Annotated in this window: 17 protein-coding genes; 3 read left to right on the top strand and 14 right to left on the bottom strand. The window is 69.6% G+C overall.

Annotation, left to right across the window (positions count from 1 at the left end; translation table 11 throughout):
- Window positions 1-157: 157 nt before the first annotated feature.
- Both OHA73_RS27295 and OHA73_RS27290 read right to left on the bottom strand, forming a co-directional pair.
- Window positions 158-1,483 carry a PhoH family protein gene (locus OHA73_RS27295; RefSeq protein ID WP_266713581.1) on the bottom strand — a complete coding sequence of 442 codons (1,326 nt, stop codon included), beginning with the start codon at window positions 1,481-1,483 and terminating at the stop codon, window positions 158-160.
- Between the two features lie 302 nt (window positions 1,484-1,785).
- Entirely contained in the window at window positions 1,786-2,559 is a 774-nt protein-coding gene (locus OHA73_RS27290) for an isoprenyl transferase (RefSeq protein WP_266713579.1), read from the bottom strand.
- Between the two features lie 108 nt (window positions 2,560-2,667).
- Between OHA73_RS27290 and mgrA the strand changes: the two genes are divergently transcribed.
- Window positions 2,668-3,705: an L-glyceraldehyde 3-phosphate reductase gene (gene mgrA, locus OHA73_RS27285; protein WP_266713577.1), complete on the top strand. Its 1,038-nt coding sequence runs from the start codon at window positions 2,668-2,670 to the stop codon at window positions 3,703-3,705.
- A 472-nt stretch (window positions 3,706-4,177) separates the two neighbouring features.
- Here mgrA and OHA73_RS27280 read toward each other — a convergent pair whose 3' ends face one another.
- A complete protein-coding gene (locus OHA73_RS27280; protein ID WP_327656373.1) occupies window positions 4,178-6,166 on the bottom strand; it encodes a heavy metal translocating P-type ATPase in 1,989 nt (662 codons plus the stop codon).
- 80 nt (window positions 6,167-6,246) lie between these two features.
- Between OHA73_RS27280 and OHA73_RS27275 the strand changes: the two genes are divergently transcribed.
- Window positions 6,247-6,597, top strand: a complete 351-nt coding sequence (locus tag OHA73_RS27275; RefSeq protein ID WP_327656372.1) for an ArsR/SmtB family transcription factor — start codon at window positions 6,247-6,249, stop codon at window positions 6,595-6,597.
- A gap of 53 nt (window positions 6,598-6,650) precedes the next feature.
- Here the strand turns inward: OHA73_RS27275 and OHA73_RS27270 are convergent, their stop codons facing one another.
- Together OHA73_RS27270 and OHA73_RS27265 are read right to left on the bottom strand one after the other, a co-directional pair.
- A complete protein-coding gene (locus tag OHA73_RS27270) occupies window positions 6,651-7,343 on the bottom strand; it encodes a DUF6882 domain-containing protein (RefSeq protein ID WP_267069390.1) in 693 nt (230 codons plus the stop codon).
- Between the two features lie 64 nt (window positions 7,344-7,407).
- The gene (locus OHA73_RS27265) at window positions 7,408-8,199 is read right to left on the bottom strand and encodes a methyltransferase domain-containing protein (RefSeq protein WP_327656371.1); all 792 of its coding nucleotides are present in this window, start codon (window positions 8,197-8,199) and stop codon (window positions 7,408-7,410) included.
- Window positions 8,200-8,405: 206 nt separating this feature from the next.
- On the opposite strand from OHA73_RS27265, the gene OHA73_RS27260 reads away from it, so the two are divergent.
- Window positions 8,406-9,716 (top strand): cytochrome P450, encoded by a 1,311-nt coding sequence (locus tag OHA73_RS27260; protein ID WP_267069392.1) that lies wholly within the window; start codon window positions 8,406-8,408, stop codon window positions 9,714-9,716.
- A 165-nt stretch (window positions 9,717-9,881) separates the two neighbouring features.
- Here the strand turns inward: OHA73_RS27260 and OHA73_RS27255 are convergent, their stop codons facing one another.
- The 9 genes from OHA73_RS27255 to OHA73_RS27215 form a co-directional block, all read right to left on the bottom strand.
- Window positions 9,882-10,508: an OmpA family protein gene (locus tag OHA73_RS27255; protein WP_327656370.1), complete on the bottom strand. Its 627-nt coding sequence runs from the start codon at window positions 10,506-10,508 to the stop codon at window positions 9,882-9,884.
- A 2-nt stretch (window positions 10,509-10,510) separates the two neighbouring features.
- Window positions 10,511-11,098 carry a hypothetical protein gene (locus OHA73_RS27250; protein ID WP_327656369.1) on the bottom strand — a complete coding sequence of 196 codons (588 nt, stop codon included), beginning with the start codon at window positions 11,096-11,098 and terminating at the stop codon, window positions 10,511-10,513.
- 21 nt (window positions 11,099-11,119) lie between these two features.
- Entirely contained in the window at window positions 11,120-11,692 is a 573-nt protein-coding gene (locus OHA73_RS27245) for a pilus assembly protein TadG-related protein (protein WP_327656368.1), read from the bottom strand.
- Between the two features lie 35 nt (window positions 11,693-11,727).
- Window positions 11,728-11,937, bottom strand: coding sequence for a hypothetical protein (locus OHA73_RS27240; RefSeq protein WP_404073168.1), 210 nt, complete (start codon window positions 11,935-11,937; stop codon window positions 11,728-11,730).
- A 177-nt stretch (window positions 11,938-12,114) separates the two neighbouring features.
- Window positions 12,115-13,017 (bottom strand): DUF5936 domain-containing protein, encoded by a 903-nt coding sequence (locus OHA73_RS27235; protein ID WP_327656367.1) that lies wholly within the window; start codon window positions 13,015-13,017, stop codon window positions 12,115-12,117.
- A 7-nt stretch (window positions 13,018-13,024) separates the two neighbouring features.
- Entirely contained in the window at window positions 13,025-13,981 is a 957-nt protein-coding gene (locus tag OHA73_RS27230) for a type II secretion system F family protein (protein WP_266713557.1), read from the bottom strand.
- Window positions 13,978-15,357 carry a CpaF family protein gene (locus OHA73_RS27225; protein ID WP_327656366.1) on the bottom strand — a complete coding sequence of 460 codons (1,380 nt, stop codon included), beginning with the start codon at window positions 15,355-15,357 and terminating at the stop codon, window positions 13,978-13,980. Before OHA73_RS27225 ends, OHA73_RS27230 begins: the two co-directional genes overlap by 4 nt.
- Before the next feature lie 12 nt (window positions 15,358-15,369).
- Complete coding sequence (locus tag OHA73_RS27220) at window positions 15,370-15,699, bottom strand: TadE/TadG family type IV pilus assembly protein (protein ID WP_327656365.1); 330 nt, start codon at window positions 15,697-15,699, stop codon at window positions 15,370-15,372.
- A 125-nt stretch (window positions 15,700-15,824) separates the two neighbouring features.
- A complete protein-coding gene (locus OHA73_RS27215; RefSeq protein ID WP_327656364.1) occupies window positions 15,825-17,411 on the bottom strand; it encodes an AAA family ATPase in 1,587 nt (528 codons plus the stop codon).
- Window positions 17,412-17,496 lie beyond the last annotated feature (85 nt).

Here is a 17,496-nt window from a genome sequence, read left to right as displayed (position 1 = left end):
TCGGAGCATGGCAAGGCAATTCCCCACCGCGTGTGAAAGCTCACACCCCGTTTGCCCCTCGGGGTTTTCGGAAACGAGCACACGCCGCGGCGCCGCCCGGCTAGGCTCTCGGGCCTTGCCGAACGGCGCCAAAAGGGATGAACAGGCCCTGTACGGGCTAGATCTGACCGTCCTCCAGCATTTCGGTCACCAGGGCCGCGATCTGCGACCTTTCCGATCGGGTGAGCGTGACGTGCGCGAAGAGCGGATGTCCCTTCAGCTTCTCGACGACCGCGACCACCCCGTCGTACCGGCCGACACGGAGGTTGTCGCGCTGCGCGACGTCATGGGTGAGGACGACACGCGAGTTCGCCCCAATGCGTGAAAGGACCGTCAGAAGGACGTTCCGCTCCAGGGACTGCGCCTCGTCCACGATCACGAACGCGTCGTGCAGCGAGCGGCCCCTGATGTGGGTGAGCGGCAGGACCTCCAGCATCCCCCGGGCGGTGACCTCTTCGATCACCTCGCGCGACGTGACGGCGGACAGCGTGTCGAAGACCGCCTGTGCCCATGGCCCCATCTTCTCGGCCTCGCTGCCCGGCAGATAGCCGAGCTCCTGACCGCCGACCGCGTACAGCGGCCGGAAGACCATCACCTTCTGGTGCTGGCGCCGCTCCAGGACGGCCTCCAGGCCCGCGCACAGCGCGAGCGCGGACTTGCCGGTGCCGGCCCGGCCGCCCATCGAGATGATCCCGACGTCCGGATCGAGCAGCAGATCGAGGGCGATCCGCTGCTCGGCGCTGCGCCCCTTGAGGCCGAAGGCCTCCCGATCGCCGCGCACCAGGCGGACGTTGCCCTCGGGTGTGACGCGGCCGAGCGCCTTTCCACGCTCGGACTGGATCGTCAGACCCGTATGTACGGGAAGGTCGGCCGCCTCGGGAACGTAGAGGGTGTCCTCTTCGAAGAGGAGGTCGACCTGCTCGGCGGGCAGCGTCAGTTCGGACATGCCGGTCCAGCCGGAGTCCGTGATGGCGAGTTCGGCGCGGTACTCCTCGGCGAGGAGCCCCACGGAGGACGCCTTGATCCGCAGCGGCAGGTCCTTCGACACGACGGTGACGTCGTATCCCTCGGCCTGCAGATTGCGGGCGACCGCGAGGATGCGGCTGTCGTTGTCACCCAGTCGATAGCCCGAGGGCAGCACGCTGGGATCGGAGTGGTTGAGCTCGACGCGCAGGGTGCCGCCCAGTTCGCCGGTAGGGATCGGCGCATCCAGGCGTCCGTGGCGGATCCGGTAGTCGTCGAGCAGGCGCAGTGCCTGCCTGGCGAAGTAACCCAGCTCCGGATGATGCCGTTTGGCCTCCAACTCCGTGACCACGACGACAGGAAGGACCACTTCGTGTTCGTCGAAACGGGTCATGGAGTTCGGATCGGCCAGCAGGACGCTGGTGTCGAGAACATAAGTGCGCCGGTCGGGCTTGCGAAGGCGCTTGTTACTGGTCACCACGGAAGGACGTACCCCCTCGGATGAGGTCGGGGAGCGACGGAGTTTTCGGGACCGGTTCGTGGGCCGCGTGCGCGGGCCGAGAACCGGCCCTCCAAGTCGTCATCCGTACTCAGCTGCGTACGGTCGTCCTGGTGCAAAGGGCCTCCCGGGCGGACGGCCCCGTGCCGTCCGCTGAGATGCGGTGTCCTTGGCTCGGACACCGACTTGGAAGGCTTATTCCCTCGAACAAGCGCCGCCATGCAAAAGCACATGACGGCGCGTTCGTTAACTCCTGATGACGTACGTCTCCCGGTGACCGGGAGTCAGCCCCCGAAACGCCGGTGGCGCAGGGCGTAGTCGCGCATCGCGCGCAGGAAGTCGACCTTGCGGAAGGCCGGCCAGAAGACTTCACAGAAGTAGTACTCGGAGTGGGCCGTCTGCCAGAGCATGAAACCGGACAGCCGCTGCTCGCCGCTGGTGCGGATGACCAGATCCGGGTCGGGCTGCTCCTTGGTGTACAGGTGCTTGCCGATGGCGTCGACGGTGACGGTGTCGGCGACGTCCTCGAGCGACTGCCCCTTGTCCGAGGCGTCGAGCAGCATCGAGCGGACGGCGTCGGCGATCTCCTGGCGGCCGCCGTAGCCGATCGCGACGTTGACCACTATTCCGTCGCGCTCCGCCGTGGACTCCTCGGCCTCCTTGAGCACGGCCTGCATGCCCGACGGGAGGATGTCGGTGTTGCCCACGTGCTGCACGCGCCAGCGGCCGTCCTCCGCGAGCGTGCGCACGACGCCCTCGATGATGCCGAGGAGCGGGACCAGCTCTTCCTGGGGACGGTCGAAGTTGTCCGTCGAGAGCAGCCAGAGCGTGACGACCTCGACGTCCGTCTCGCTGCACCAGCCGAGGAACTCCTCGATCTTCGCCGCGCCCGCCTGGTGGCCCTGGGCGGTGGTGGATCCGGCGGCCTTGGCCCAGCGACGGTTGCCGTCCATGATGACGCCGATGTGCTTGGGCGCCTGATCGTGGTCAAGGTGGCCTTCCACCCGGCGTGCGTACAGCCTGACCAGTAGGCCGCGCAGCCTCTCGCGCAGGTTCACGGTCTCTTTGCCCTCCGTGCTGATGGGAGTCCCCGAAGGCGGAAGCCTACTCGGGCGTAGCTAGGTGTCGGCTGTGGGGTGTCAGGGACCTGACGTAGCTTCGTAGCCATGAACGACACCTCTCCTTACGTCGCCTCGGCAGGCCGGTACGGTTCCATGGAGTACCGGCGCACGGGCCGCAGCGGCCTGAAGCTCCCCGCCGTCTCCCTCGGACTGTGGCACAACTTCGGTGACGACCGCACACTTGCAAGCCAGCGTTCGATCCTGCGCCGTGCCTTCGACCTGGGCGTCACACACTTCGACCTCGCGAACAACTACGGGCCGCCGCCCGGCAGCGCCGAGCTGAACTTCGGCAAGATCTTCGCGCAGGACTTCGCCCCGTACCGGGACGAGCTTGTCCTCTCGACCAAGGCGGGCTACCGCATGCACCCGGGCCCGTACGGGGAGTGGGGCAGCCGCAAGTACCTGATGTCGTCGCTCGACGCGTCCCTGAAGCGGATGGGCGTCGACTACGTGGACATCTTCTACTCGCACCGCTTCGACCCGGACACGCCGCTCGAGGAGACGATGGGCGCGCTCGCCTCCGCCGTCCAGCAGGGCAAGGCGCTGTACGTGGGTGTGTCCTCGTACACCAGCGAGCAGACGGCCGAAGCGGCGCGCCTGCTGCGGGAGATGGGCGTCCCGGCGATCATCCACCAGCCCTCGTACTCGATGCTCAACCGGTGGACCGAGGACGACAATCTGCTGGACACGCTGGAGGCGGCCGGGATGGGCTGCATCTCCTTCGCGCCGCTCGCGCAGGGGCTGCTGACCGGCAAGTACCTGAAGGAGATCCCGGAGGGTTCGCGGGCGACGCAGGGCAAGTCGCTCGACCCGGACCTGCTGAGCGAGGACGTCGTCCGCCGGCTGAACGGGCTGAACGACATCGCGCAGCGTCGCGGCCAGTCCCTCGCGCAGATGGCGCTGAGCTGGGTGCTGCGGGACGAGCGGATGACGTCGGCTCTGATCGGCGCCTCCAGCGTCAAGCAGCTGGAGGAGAACCTGGCCGCGCTCGAAGGTCCGAAGCTGACCGACGAGGAGCTGACCGAAATCGACTCGTTCGCCGTCACCACGGCGGGCACGAACATCTGGAACGGCCGGCGCTGAACTCCCGTAACGGGAGTGGGGGTTGACCCGGGGAAGTCCGGGACAAAAAACGGGCCGGTCCGTGGGGGGGGATACGGACCGGCCCGAGGGGGGGTTTCCACCATAACCCTTCGTAAGTGCGGACGCTCGCATCGGCGTGCCACAACTACGCTCCGAAGTCGTACGGCGACTCCAGGAGGGGGCTTTCAAGCCGCCCCGCAGCAGGTTGGACGGGGTTCGCGGCCCCGATTCGGGGGATCCTCCGCCCCCGGCGTGGCGTCCCTCTCCCGTGTCACACGCGTGGTTGACGCGGGGGCGGCCCTTCGGGCTCCGCCACGGGTGAATGGCGTGATTGCGGCCGGAGCACCGCGCAGCCCCCTCCACTGCGCGGTACCGACGCGCAGCTTTGCTCGCGCGAATTGCCGTTGGTCTGAACTTACGTGATTCTTAGGCCGCATTGGATCGCGTATCGATAACGATCCGGATCACTCGCTCAGCGCGTCCAGGCGCGCTCGCGCAGCAGGCGCAGGCCGTTGAGACCGACCAGGACGGTGGAGCCCTCGTGCCCCGCGACGCCGAGCGGCAGCGGCAGATGCCCCGCCAGGTCCCAGATCACGAGCCCGGCGATGAACACACCCGCGATGACGAGGTTCTGGACGACCAGGCGGCGCGCGCGCCTGGACAGCGCCACCGTGCGCTCCAGGGCGCCCAGCTCGTCCCGTACGAGGACGGCGTCCGCGGTTTCGAGGGCCAGGTCGGAGCCGCCGCGGCCCATGGCCACGCCGGTGTGCGCGGCGGCGAGCGCGGGTGCGTCGTTGACTCCGTCGCCTACCAGGAGGACGGTGCGGCCGGCGTCCGCCAGTTCACGTACGGCGTGCGCCTTGTCGTCGGGCAGGAGGCCTGCGCGTACGTCGCCGGGGGCGATGCCGACCTGGTGGGCCACGGCCGCCGCGGCGTGGGCGTGGTCGCCGGTGAGGAGGATCGGGGCGGTGCCCGTGCGGGCGGCCAGTGTGCGGATCGCCTGCGGCGCGGTGGGGCGGAGTGTGTCGGTCAGGGTGAGGCGGCCGGCCAGGGTTCCGTTTACCTGGACGGCGACCTCGGTGCCCGGGGTGGTGGTGGGCTGCAACCCCATGTGCGTCGGGGAGCCCGCGGCGATTTGGAGGGGCGTGTTCGCGGGTTCGACGGAGGCGGGGATCGGTGCGCAGTTCCCCGCGCCCCTGAAGACCTTGCCGGAAACGCCCTTTCCGGGAGTCGATTCGAATGCCTCTACGGGGTGGAGGGGCAGGGATCGATCTCTTGCCGCCGTTACGATCGCGCGGGCCAGCGGGTGTTCGCTGTGTTGCTCCACCGATGCCGCCAGGGTCAGCAACTCGGCCTCCGTGTACGGGGGTTCGGGGTGGAGTTCCGTCACCTGGGGGGCACCCTCCGTCAGTGTTCCCGTCTTGTCGAAGGCGACCGTGTCGGTGCGGCCGATGCGTTCCATCACCACCGCCGACTTGATGAGCACGCCGTGGCGGCCCGCGTTCGCGATCGCCGAAAGCAAGGGCGGCATCGTCGCGAGCACCACGGCGCACGGCGAGGCCACGATCATGAAGGTCATGGCCCGGAGGAGGGCGTCGGTGAGCGCGTCGCCGAAGGCGAGCGGGACCAGGAAGACCGCGAGGGTCGCGGCGACCATGCCGAGCGCGTAGCGCTGCTCGATGCGCTCGATGAACAGCTGGGTCGGCGCCTTGGTGCGGGTGGCCTCCTCGACCAGGGCGACGATGCGGGCGATGACCGTGTCGGAGGGGTCGCGGGCGACGCGGACGCGCAGCGCGCCGGTGCCGTTGAGGGTGCCGGCGAACACCTCGTCGCCGACGGTCTTGGGGACGGGCAGGGGTTCGCCGGTGATGGTGGCCTGGTCGGCGTCGCTCGCGCCGTCGACGACGCGGGCGTCCGCACCGACGCGTTCGCCGGGACGGATCAACAGGACGTCGTCGATGGCGAGTTCGGAGGTGGGGACGGTCTCCTCCGTCCCGTCGACGGTGAGGCGGGTGGCGGTCGCGGGGGCCAGGTCGAGCAGTCCGCGCACGCTGTCCTCGGTGCGGGCGGTGGCGAGGGCCTCCAGGGCGCCGGAGGTCGCGAAGATCACGACGAGCAGGGCGCCGTCCATGACCTGTCCGATCGCGGCGGCGCCGAGTGCGGCCACAACCATGAGCAGGTCGACGTCGAGGGTCTTCTCGCGCAGCGCCCTGAGGCCTTCGAGTCCGGGCTCCCAGCCCCCGGCCACGTACGCGACGGCGTACAGCGGGCCCCACAACCAGGCCGTGGCGCCCAGGAGTTGAAGCGGGAGGGCGAGGAGGAAGGCGGCGGTCGCGGTCGCCGCCCAGCGCGCCTCGGGGAGGGCGAGCAGCGGGGTGCGGGAGCCGTGGGTGGCGCGTGGCGCGGCGGGGGCGGTCGCGGCGACCTCGGCCGGTGCGGAGGCGGACACGGGTGCAGGCATGGGGCTCACGATACAGGAATACATGAAGACCTCTTCATGTGTGCCATGGCAGGCGGTCGTCACCTGGATACGATGAGCCCATGGGCCATGGAATCGATCACAAGAGCAGCACGCGCGAGCGGCTCGACGTCGTGGGCGCGGCCGATGTCGCGGCGACGCTCCAGGCCCTCGCGACTCCGTCCCGCCTGCGCATCCTGGCCCGCCTTCAGGAGGGGCCGTGTGCGGTCGGCGACCTGGCGGAGGCGGCAGGCCTTGAACAGTCCGCGTGCTCGCACCAGCTGCGGCTGCTGCGCAATCTGGGCCTGGTCAGCGGTGAGCGCAAGGGGCGCTCGATCGTCTACGCGCTGTATGACGACCACGTCGCGCAGCTTCTCGACCAGGCGCTTTTCCATGTGGAGCACCTGCGCATCGGACTGCGCGACGAGGCGTAGTTTTCTGCGGTCGCGGTTTCCTGCGGTCGCGGTTTTCTGCGGTCGCGCCGCCTTCAGTGCAAGGCGAGGCGGATGCCGGCGATGCGGCCCGCCTCGTCGAAGCCGATCTCGGCCGGGACGGAACCGGGCAGCTCCGCGGCGATCTGCCCGCCGTTGTCCCGGTACGCCACCCCGTGGTGGTCGAAGAAGCCCGCGACCAGGCGCCTGGCGTCGACCCCGAGCAGGCCCTCGGCCTGGACGAGCGTGCGCGGCAGCGTGACCGGGTCGAGAGGGGCACGCGGCACCTGCGGGTCCTCGGGCAGGAAGTAGACCTGGGTCTCCGGGTTCGCGGGCACGCCTATGTAGCCGGGAGCGCCCGTCACGCCCATCCCCGCGAAGGCGAGGGTCTCGGCGGCCCGGCGGGGGTCGGGGAAGCCGGACAGGTCGAGCACCTGGGTCGTGAACTCGGCTATCCCCCGGCTCTGGCCGAATCGCCCCACCTGTTCGGAGAGCGCCGCGACGGGCGTGCCGCGCAGTTCGGGGTTGGCCCAGCCCCACATCCACGACCTCTGGGCGGCGTCATACGTGCCGAGAACGCCGACCCGTATGTCCACGTGGCCCTGCCGGTAGCGGCATGTCGGCAGGTCGGCCGTCCACGACGCCCCTTCGGGCAGGAACCCCATGAGAGCTTCGAGCTGAGCGCCACCCCACGCCGCGTGCCGCTCGGTCTCGTACAGGAAAGCTTGGCTGAATTGCGTGTGGCTCATGGGGCGGGACCTTACGCGAGACGGCTGTAGAGGCCAGAGTTACGGAGGTGGCCAGAGGCGCCAGTTACGGCTTGCGTGCCTCGATGAGATGGCGGCTGCTGTGGGCCACGAACGACCCTTCCCGCTTGATCTGCTCGTGCAGCGCCCGGAGTTGGGAATCGTAGGCGTCAACTGTGAAGCCAGGGACCATCCATACGACCTTGCGCAGAAAGTGGACAACGGCCCCGATGTCATGAAACTCGATGCGCAACCGCTCGGCGCGCAGGTCGACGATGTCCAGTCCGGCCGCCTCCGCCTCGCGCTGCTCCGCGTACGGGTCACGCCCCTCGCGCACCTCGGCCGGCTGCGGCCCAAGGAAGTACTCGACCAGCTCGAACACGCTGCTGGGGCCCACGTGTTGGGCGAAGTACGTGCCGCCGGGGCGCAGCACGCGGGCGATCTCCGTGAAGTGGGCCTTCACCGGATGGCGGGCGGTGACCAGCTCGAAGGCCGCGTCGGCGAAGGGCAGCGGGGCGTCGTCGGGCGAGGCGACGACGACCACGCCCCGGGGGCCCAGGAGGCGGGTGGCCTTCTCGACGTTCGGGGGCCAGCCCTCGGTCGCCGCCATCAGGGACGGCAGCTTCGGGGCCAGGTTCAGCACCTCACCCCCACCGGTGTGCAGATCGAGGGCGGATTCCGCACCGGCGAGCCGCTCCCCCATGAGGCGGGCATACCCCCAGGAGGGCCGCTCCTCGGTGGCCCGTCCGTCGAACCAGGAAAAGTCCCAGCCCTCGGTGGGAGCGGCGACGGCCTCGGCGACGAGCTCTTCGTAGGGGCGGTCCGCATGAGTGGGACGAAGGTTGTCGGAAGTGGTCATGCTGCGCATGATCGCAGTCACACCCGGTCGGATTCATCTCGATTTCGCCGGTACTGGGGGTAGCCCCCGGGTGGGGGTGGGGGTTGGCCCTCTTCCGTAGAACAGGGGGATCGCACGTACCCTTGGCGTTCCCCACCGGCATTCTCCAGCCCCACACCTCCATCAGGCCCGTCCGTCCTACCGCCTCACCGCAGAAATGCGAGCACATGTCCGTACGTTCCGCGATAGCGACCTGGCTGACCCGCCTCTACTTCTCCCGGCTGCGCAGAAAGGGGGGAAGCCTCGACCTGTCCGTGCTGTCGAAACTCCCCGACGCCGCGCTGCTGCCGCTGCGCCGCGAGGGCGTCGACCCGGTCCCTGAGATCGGTGCGCTGCGCGACCGCGAACCCGTCAGCAAACTGCCGATTCCCGGCATGACGGTGTGGCTGGTGTCCGGCTACGACGAGGCGAAGGAGGTCCTCGGCAACGCGAAGGCGTTCAGCAACGACTTCCGCAACCTGGTGGGGGTGGGCGGTGCCGAGGCCGAGCAGCACCCCGGCGGCCTCGGCTTCTGTGACCCGCCGGACCACACGCGGCTGCGCCGCCTGTTGACGCCCGAGTTCACGATGCGCCGCCTCTCACGGCTCACGCCGCGCATCCACTCGATCATCGAGGAGCAGCTGGCGCATCTGGAGAAGGCGGCCCGGGAGTCGCCCGACGGCACGGCCGACTTCGTCGAGCATTTCGCGATGCCGGTCCCCGCGCTCGTCATCTGCGAGCTGCTCGGCGTCCCGTACGAGGAGCGCGACGCGTTCCAGCAGTTCTCGGTCGCCCGCTTCGACGTGCTGGGCGGCGCGGGAGCCTCCTTCGGCGCGGTCTCCCAGTCGCTCGACTACCTCCGCGGCGTCGTCGCGGAGCAGCGCCGCAACCCGGGCGAGGGCCTGCTCGGCATGCTGGTGCGCGAGCACGGCGACAACATCACCGACGAGGAGCTCACGGGCCTCGCGGACGGCGTCCTGACCGGTGGCCTGGAGACGACGGCGAGCATGATCGCCCTCGGCACCATGATCATGCTCAAGGACCGCGAGCACTTCACGGCGCTGCGCGACGCGGAGGACCCGGCGACGGTCGCGGCCCCCTTCGTCGACGAGCTCCTGCGCCACCTCACGGTCGTCCAGACCGCCTTCCCGCGCTTCGCGCGCGAGGACACCGAGATCGGCGGGGTGCCGCTCGCCGCCGGCGACATAGTCATCGTCTCGCTGAGCGCGGCGGACCGCGATCCCCGGCTCGGCGGGGCCGACGACGACATGGACGCCTTCCTCCCCGCGCGCCCGCCCTCCTCCTCGCACCTGGCGTTCGGCTACGGCATCCACCGCTGCATCGGCGCGGAACTCGGCAAGATGGAACTGCGCGCGGCCTTCCCCCAACTGGTGCGGCGCTTCCCGGAGTTGCGGCTCGCGGTGGAGCCGTCGGAGCTGGAGTTCCGGAAGCTGTCGATCGTGTACGGGGTGGAGCGGCTGCCGGTGTACGTGGACTGATCCGGCGGTCCCTGCCACCGGTGCGTGGGGCTGTGACCGCAAACTACGGCCGCTTCGTAGTTCTCCGTCACAGTCCCGTGTTCGCGTGTTCGCGTGTTCGCGTGTTCCCCGTACTTCCGTACTTCCGTACTCCCGTACTCCCGTACTCCCGTGGGCCTGTCCGCGTCAGCTCGACTTCGGGAGGGAGACCTCGACCCTGCGGTTCTTCTTCCGGCCCTGCTCCGAGTCGTTGTCCGCGATCGGGTAGTCCTCGCTGTAACCCCTGACCTGGAACGTGATGTCCGAGCCCTGCGCGCCGAGCGCCGCGGTCAGAGCGTCGTGGACGGCTTCCGCGCGGTTCTTGGAGAGCTTGAGGCCGTGGGCGTACGAGCCGAGGTTGTCGGTGAACCCGAAGACGCGTACGGAGCTTGCCTTCTGGTTCTTGATCTCGTCGGCGATCGCCTGGATCCGGGAGTTCCCGTCGGGGTTCAGCTTGGAGCTGTCCTTGGGGAAGAGGACCTCGGCCTGGAGGGCGAACGTCACGTCCTCATTGGTGTCCGTACGGCGCTCCTCGCCGGAGAGGTCCTCCACGACGGACTTGATGTCCAGGACCTTGGCGGGGGCGAGGGTGGCCCCGTCGGCGAGCTTGAGCCCGGGGTTGTTGGCGTCCACCGAGGGAGGCGGAGAGCTGCTGGTGCTGCCGGGCGGGGCCCCGGTGGGCTCGTCGTCGGCGTGGGCCACCACGGTGCCGGTGGTGAGCAGGAGGGCCGTTGCGGCGATGAGGACGGTGGCGGTTCGGTGACGTCGGGGCATGGTTACTCGCCCTCGGTGAGGTTGAGTTGGGCCGGGGGCATGGTGGGGACCTGGAATTGGACCGACTTCGTGCCCTCCGGCGGCGACGGGAACTGGGCGAACCAGTCGCGGGTCTTGCCCTGGTCGATCCCGCCCTGGAACTTCGTGCACAGGCACCGTCCCTGGGTATCCCTCAGGATCAGGTACTTCTTCTTGCCTTCCTGGTCGACGACGCTGGCCCCGGCCATCGACCCGACGCTCCCCTGCAGCTCGGTCTCATCGCTCTTCCAGTCGGCGCCGACCCAAATCCCGGAAGTCCCGTTGGTGACGGTGCCGGTGATGTTGAGGAACCCGCCTTGATCACGCGTTGCCGAAGTGACCGTGAGCGTCATGCCGTTGCTCTTCACCTCGGCCAACGGCTTGTCCGTCGAAGGCGCCGAGGACTCCGCCTTGTCGTCGCCGCCCTGCTGTGCCGGTGCCGAGGACTTCGCTGCGTCCCCCTCACCCTTGTCGCCGTCGCCTCCACAACCAGTCACGGACAGGACCAGACCGGCCGCGATCGTCGCCGCAGCCAGTGCCCGGCGGGTGGTCGTCGTTCGCCGAAGGTTCATCGCTGCGGCTTCCCTCTCTCGTCAGTCGGCAAGGCGGACGGCGAACAGGTCGGACGCGTCCGGCAGGTCGTCCAGGTCGAAGTCCTCCGGGTCAAAGTCCAACGCCTTACCGTCGCAGGTGAGTTGCAGGGACTCTTTGAAGTCCGCATCCACAGGGACGTCGCAGCGTGGCTGTATCACCGCTGTGGCATGCGCCTTGGCCCGCTTGGTCTCTGTGCCGGGGATGATCGTGTCGCCCACCGTGTGGCGGGTCTCCACACCAACCCGATAGCCCGGGTCACCGTTGACCTTGGTGAAAGCCGGGCCGTCGGTGACATCGGCATCGTTGGCTGCCGCCAGACGACCCGCCGCGGCCCCCGGCGCACCGTCGTCCTTTGGGTCCATGCCCTCCAGCCAGTCCAACCAGTTGTCACCGCCTTCGAGCGCGTCACCCAGTCCCAGCATCAGCTCGTCACGGGCAGACTGCGCTGCTGCCAACGCGGCAGCGTCGGCAGCGGACTGTGCACCGTTCCGCGCCGAAGCCGCTTGGGCAAAGGCGAAAAAGGCCAATGCAGCGACCAGCAGAATCGCGGTCAGCCAGATATAGATCGGCAATGTGGATCCACGGTCACCGCTTGGCAGGCGGGCGCTCAGCCCCCTCCGACGACGCGGTTCACCGCGTTGCCGATGGCCTGGGAGATCTTGCTGTCCAGCCCCAGTGTGTCGATCGCCAAAAAGATTCCCGCGATCAGAATCATCAGCCCCGCATACTCCACAAACCCGGCCCCTGAATCCCGCCGAGCCCGCTCCCCCAGCGCATTGGTCCACGTCACCCACACCCCGAGCAGCTTGTCCCTGATCACGGGAGCCCCCTTTCACCACTTCCGGCACTTTCGCCAAGGCAACCAAATCAACACACGCAACGTACGTGAAGCGCAACCCTCTGCACCCGTATTCGCCAAGTAAGGGGACCCGCTTGACCGGAAGTTGTCGACGCGTTGCCCTGTTCGCCATCGCCGCCCTCCGCCCCATGCCTCTCAACGGCCCAGTATCGAGCCGAAGTTCGTGCCCGACCCCAGGAACATCCCCGTGGCGATAAGGATCATCGTCGCCGGCAGCATGAACACCAACGTCACCATCGTCGCCTTCGGAATCGTCTTTGCCGCCCGGCGGCGGGAGTTCTGGGCGTCTGTGCGGCGCATGTCCGTGGCGAGTTGGATGAGGGTGTCCGCGATCGGGGAGCCGAGTTCCTCGCCCTGTTGCAGCGCCGAGACGAACTGGGCGACCTGTTCGGAGGCGTTGCGGCGGCGGAGTTCGTCGAAGGCCTGGCGGCGCGGGACGCCCATGTCCATCTGGCGGAGCGTGATGCGGAGTTCGTCGGCCCATGGGCCCTCGTACTTCTCCGAGACCCGGTCAAGCGCCTGGCGGAAGCCGAGGCCCGCCGAGACCACCACCGCGAGGACGTCCAGGAAGTCGGGGAGCGTGCGGTCGATGACTTCCTTGCGGTCGCGGACCGCCTGCCAGATCAGCGCGTCCGCCGCCAGCGCGCCGAAGGCGAGGGTCAGGAGCCCGAAGAGAGGGCTGTCGGCGGAGAGGAAGACCAGGCCCATGATCAGGCCGAACATCCCGTACACCGCCCTGCGTGCCGCGTAGCGGTCGATCGTCAGGCCGCCCGGGTTGCCCGCCATGTCGATCTTCCGGCGCTTGGCGTCGACGCGGCGCGGGCCCATGAGGCGCAGCACCAGCGGCGCGAACCGCATGCCGATGCGGTCGACCGCGGAGCCGGTGGTGGAGACCCGACTGGCGCCCACCTCCAGGGCCAGGGCCAGGTCGCTGGGGACCTTGGCATCCGCGCGGTACATGCGGATACCGAAGAAGATGCCCAGGGTCGCCGCCCCCGCGAGGACCGCGAGGAGTACGCCCATCATCGTTGTCGACATCGTCTCCTCACACCTCGATTCGGCCGAGGCGGCGGATCACGAAGAAGCCGATGCCGTAGAGGGCGAGTGAGATGAGGATCAGGGCCCGGCCCATTCCCGAGTCCGTCACGCGCGCCAACGCCCCGTCGTTCGAGGAGTTGATCAGGAGGAGGGAGCCGAGGCCGAGGAGCGGGACCGTGAAGGCCGTCGCGTTGACCTCGGAGAGCATCGTGCGGATCTCGCGGCGGGTCTCCTTCCTGTCCTCCAGCGTTTTTGTGAGATTGCGGAGGGAGGAGACCACCGTGCCGCCCGCCTTGTTGGAGAGGACCAGCGTGGTGACGAGGACGACCAGTTCGCGGGAGGGGAGGCGGGTTGCGAGTTCGTCCAGGGCATCGTCCACCGAGCGGCCGAGTGCCAACTGGTCGGCCACGCGTGAGAGTTCTTCGCCCGCGGGCGCTTCGAGTTCGTCCGCCGCCATCGCGAGCGACGTGCGCAGCGCCAGGCCCGCGGCCGTCGCGTTCGCCAGGAGCCGCGCCACGTCCGGGAGTTGGTTGATGAAGGCCTCGATGCGCTTCTGGCGTTGCCAGTTGAGGAAGATGAGCGCGCTGTAGATGGTCACCAGTGCCGCGATCGGGCCGAAGAACGGCGCCAGTGTCGACGCCGCCAGCAGCCACAGGCCCACCGCGACCACGGCTACGTAGACCGAGAACTCGCCCGCCGTCACGTCCAGGCCCGTCGCCGACAGGCGCAGGTGCACCGAGCGGCCCAGGCGCGTGCGGCGCAGGCGGCGGTCGATGGTGGTGAAGCGGCGGGCCCGGCCGCCCACGCCGCCGGCGGCCGGGTCACCGCCCGCCGGGTACGCGTCCAGGCGGTCGACCAGATCCTGGCTCCGGGCCCGCCCCGAGGCCAGCGCGTGGACGCCCGCGATCGCGACGACGCAGGCGAAGACCGTGGCAACCAGGGCCAGTAGAACAGCAGTTGTCATCCCGTCGCCTCCCTCGTGTTGCGTTCGTCCACCGACTCCACGACGCCGAACGCGGGTGGCACCGCCTCCCCCGCCACGTAGAGCCGGTCGGCGAGGAGGCGGGGCAGCGGGAGGTGCTCGTAGTAGCCGCGGACCCGGCGGATCTCGTCGTCCGTGGCCCCGGAGACGTAGGGCTGCGCGACGAAGCGGGTCGCGGACGCGATCCGGAACTGTTCGCGGCCGTGCGAGATCAGCAGCGCGATCTCGGTGATACGGCGGGAGCCGTCGGCGGCGCGCGTGAGCTGGATGAGGACGTCCACCGCCGAGTTGATCTGGTCGCGCAGCGCCTCGAAGGGGACGTCGACCTCCGACATGGAGCCGAGGGTCTGGAGCCGGGTGAGGGCGTCCTCCGCCGTGTTCGCGTGGACCGTGGCGAGCGAGCCGTCGTGGCCGGTCGACATCGCCTGGAGCATGTCGAGCGTCTCGCCGCCGCGGACCTCGCCGACGATGATGCGGTCGGGGCGCATGCGCAGGCTGTTGCGGACCAGGTCGCGGATGGTGATCTGGCCCTTGCCCTCCACGTTCGCGGGCCGGGACTCCAGGCGGATCACGTGCTCCTGCTGGAGCTGGAGTTCCGCCGAGTCCTCGATCGTGATGATGCGTTCGTGGGACGGGATGAGCGCCGAGAGGGCGTTCAGGAGGGTCGTTTTCCCGGAGCCCGTGCCGCCGCTCACGATGATGTTGAAGCGGGCGCGGACGCAGGCCGCGAGGAACATCAGCATGTGCTCGTCGAGCGAGCCGAGTTCCAGGAGTTCGCCCATGCTGTACGCGCGCGGGAAGCGGCGGATGGTGAGCGTGGCGCCGGTGAGCGAGAGCGGCGGGATGATCACGTTGACGCGTTCGCCGGTGGGGAGGCGGGCGTCGACCATCGGGTTGGACTCGTCGACGCGGCGGTTCACCGTGGAGACGATGCGTTCGATCGTCTGCATGAGCTGCTCGGACGAGGCGAAGCGGAGCGGGAGTTGCTCCACCCGGCCCGCTCGTTCCACGAAGATCGAGTCCGGGCCGTTCACCATGATTTCGGTGATCGAGGCGTCCGCGAGGAGGGGTTCGAGGATGCCGAGGCCGAGGGCCTCGTCCACGACGCGGCGGATCAGCTGGGTGCGCTCCGTCGAGGAGAGGACCGGGCCCTCGCGGCTGATGATGTGGCCGAGTACGCGCTCCAGGCGGAGCCGGCGTTCGGCGGCCTGGAGCGACGACATCTCCGCGAGGTCGATCTCCTCCAGGAGCTTGGTGCGGTAGACGGCCACCAGGCCCTCGTCGCGGTCGGCGGGGGTGACGGTGCCGGGGCCTCCGGCCGGGTCACGGGTGGCGACCACCCGGGAACGTAGGCTCATCTCCTCGCCACCTCAACCTCCTGCGTCTGTGCGGTCGTTCGGCATGGTTGCGGTGCGGTGGAGGTACCAGCCGTCGCCGAACAGCGGGATGACCGGTGGTACGTGGACGGTGACCGTGTACGTCACGGCGTCCCCGCCACCCCCTGCCGCCTCGGGGTTCAGCCAGGCGCTCGCCGCGGCGTCGGCGGCCGCCTGGGCGGTGCCGGGCGCGAGGGATTCGGACCGGGCCGCTGCGCGGGCGGCGGATCCGGCCTGGTTTGCGGCGTAGCCGACGAGGCCGAGTTGGATTGCGGCCATGCCGATGACGAGGAGGAAGGGGAGGAAGCCGGCGAACTCCAGCATCGAGACTCCGCGGTCGCCGGACGGGTTTCGCCGCGGCGGGGTTGCGGACTCGGGGCTCTGCCCCGGACCCCGCTGCTCAATCGCCGCAGGGGCTTGAATTGGCCGCACCGGCCTTGTGCGCGGCGTCATCGGACCGCCTCCGTCGCCGCTCCCGCCTCGCCCTTCACCGACCAGCCCGGGTTCACTCCCGGGAAGAAGAGGGGGACGTCGACTTCGACCGTGGCCTTCGTGACCACGCCGCCGCTGTTCGGACAGCTGATTGCAGCACCTTGCCAGGCCCCCGGAAGGTTCTTACGGCCCGCCGCTTCGCATGCCCCCTGCCCGTCGGCGCCGGAGGCATACGCCGATGTCGCCGCCCGCGCCGCCTCGTCCGCCGCGTTGCCCGCCAGGGAGTACGTGTAGCCGTACAGGACGCACTGCCACATCAGGGCGAGGACGACCAGGATCAGTGGGAACATCGCCGCGAATTCGAGGGTCACCGCGCCCTTGTCGCCGCGGCGGCGGGCCCGGCGGCCCGACGTCGGAGGTGTGGGCGTGGCCACGAGGTCGAGTTCCGCCGCCAGCGCCCACATCGCCTGCTTGACCGACGAGCGGTTGTCGAGGTCCTGCATGCGGCCCGCGTCGACCGCCGCCTGGAGTTCCTTGTACGCGGCCGGGATGGAGGTGCGGGCCGTCTTTGTGCCGGTCACCCGTTCCACCAGCGTCGGCTGGATCTCCGCCGAGCGGGCGTGCCGGTTGACGACCGTGAGGGTCTCCTCCGCCTTGCGGATCTGGAGGCGGTCCCAGAGGCGGACCATGCGCTTCGCCGCGCGTACCGCCACGACGTCCGGGGTGACCAGGAGGGCCGTCTGGTCGGCGAGTTCTATGGCCGTGGTGTTCGCCGAGGACATTTGCGTACCGCAGTCGATGACCACCACGTCGTAGCGGGCGCGCAGGGCGTGGATCACCTGGCGGGCCACGCGGTCCGTGACGTCCTCGCCGCGTTCGCCGTCGGCGGGGGCCAGGAGCAGGTCGACGCCGGACTCGTGGGCGAAGGCGGCGTCCTGGAGGACGCGGGGCGTGATGTCGCGGATCGCGGCGAGGTCGGCGACGGAGCGGCGGAACTGGACGTCGAGGTAGGAGGCCACGTCGCCGGACTGGAGGTCCAGGTCCAGGAGGGCGGCCGTGCGGCCCGATGCCCTTGCTGCGAGGGCGAGTTGGACCGCGGTGACCGTGGTTCCTACGCCGCCCTTCGCGCCTGCCACCGCGATGACCCGGCCGCCGCCGCCCGCCGGGACGAGTTCGGTTCCCGTGCCGCCCGCCAGGTGGCGGCGCATGCCCGCCGACCAGGAGGCCGCCGCGTGGACGCGTTCCGCGAGGGCGTCGTAGCCGAGGGGGAACGCGACGATGCCGCGCGCTCCGCTGTCCATCGCCGCGGTGAGGAGGGCGGGGCCGGCGTCGGCGGTGAGCAGGACGACGCCCACCGCCGGGAAGCGGAGCACCAGGTCGCGGATGAGGTCGAGGGCGGGGACGGGGCCGATGCGGTCGTGGACCAGGACGACTTCGGGGAGCTCGTCCAGGGACTCGGCGGCGAGGCCGGCGAGGGTGTCGAGCAGGGCGGTGGCGTCGGGGACGGGTGGGGCGGGTTCGGCGTCGGGGAGCTGGGAGAGGAGTGTGACGAGGCCTCTGGCGGTTTCCGGGTCAGCTACCGCCGGGAGGATACGGGTGGTCATCGGCGGGAACCTCCGTTCCGCGGCGCCGTGGTTGACGTCTCGGGGCTCTGCCCCGGGCCCCGCTGCTCAATCGCCGCAGGGGCTT

It is taken from the genome of Streptomyces sp. NBC_00483 (genome assembly GCF_036013745.1).
Classification (GTDB): Bacteria; Actinomycetota; Actinomycetes; order Streptomycetales; family Streptomycetaceae; genus Streptomyces.
Note: the sequence above shows the minus strand (reverse complement) of the source record. Positions and strands in the feature narration are given on the sequence as shown.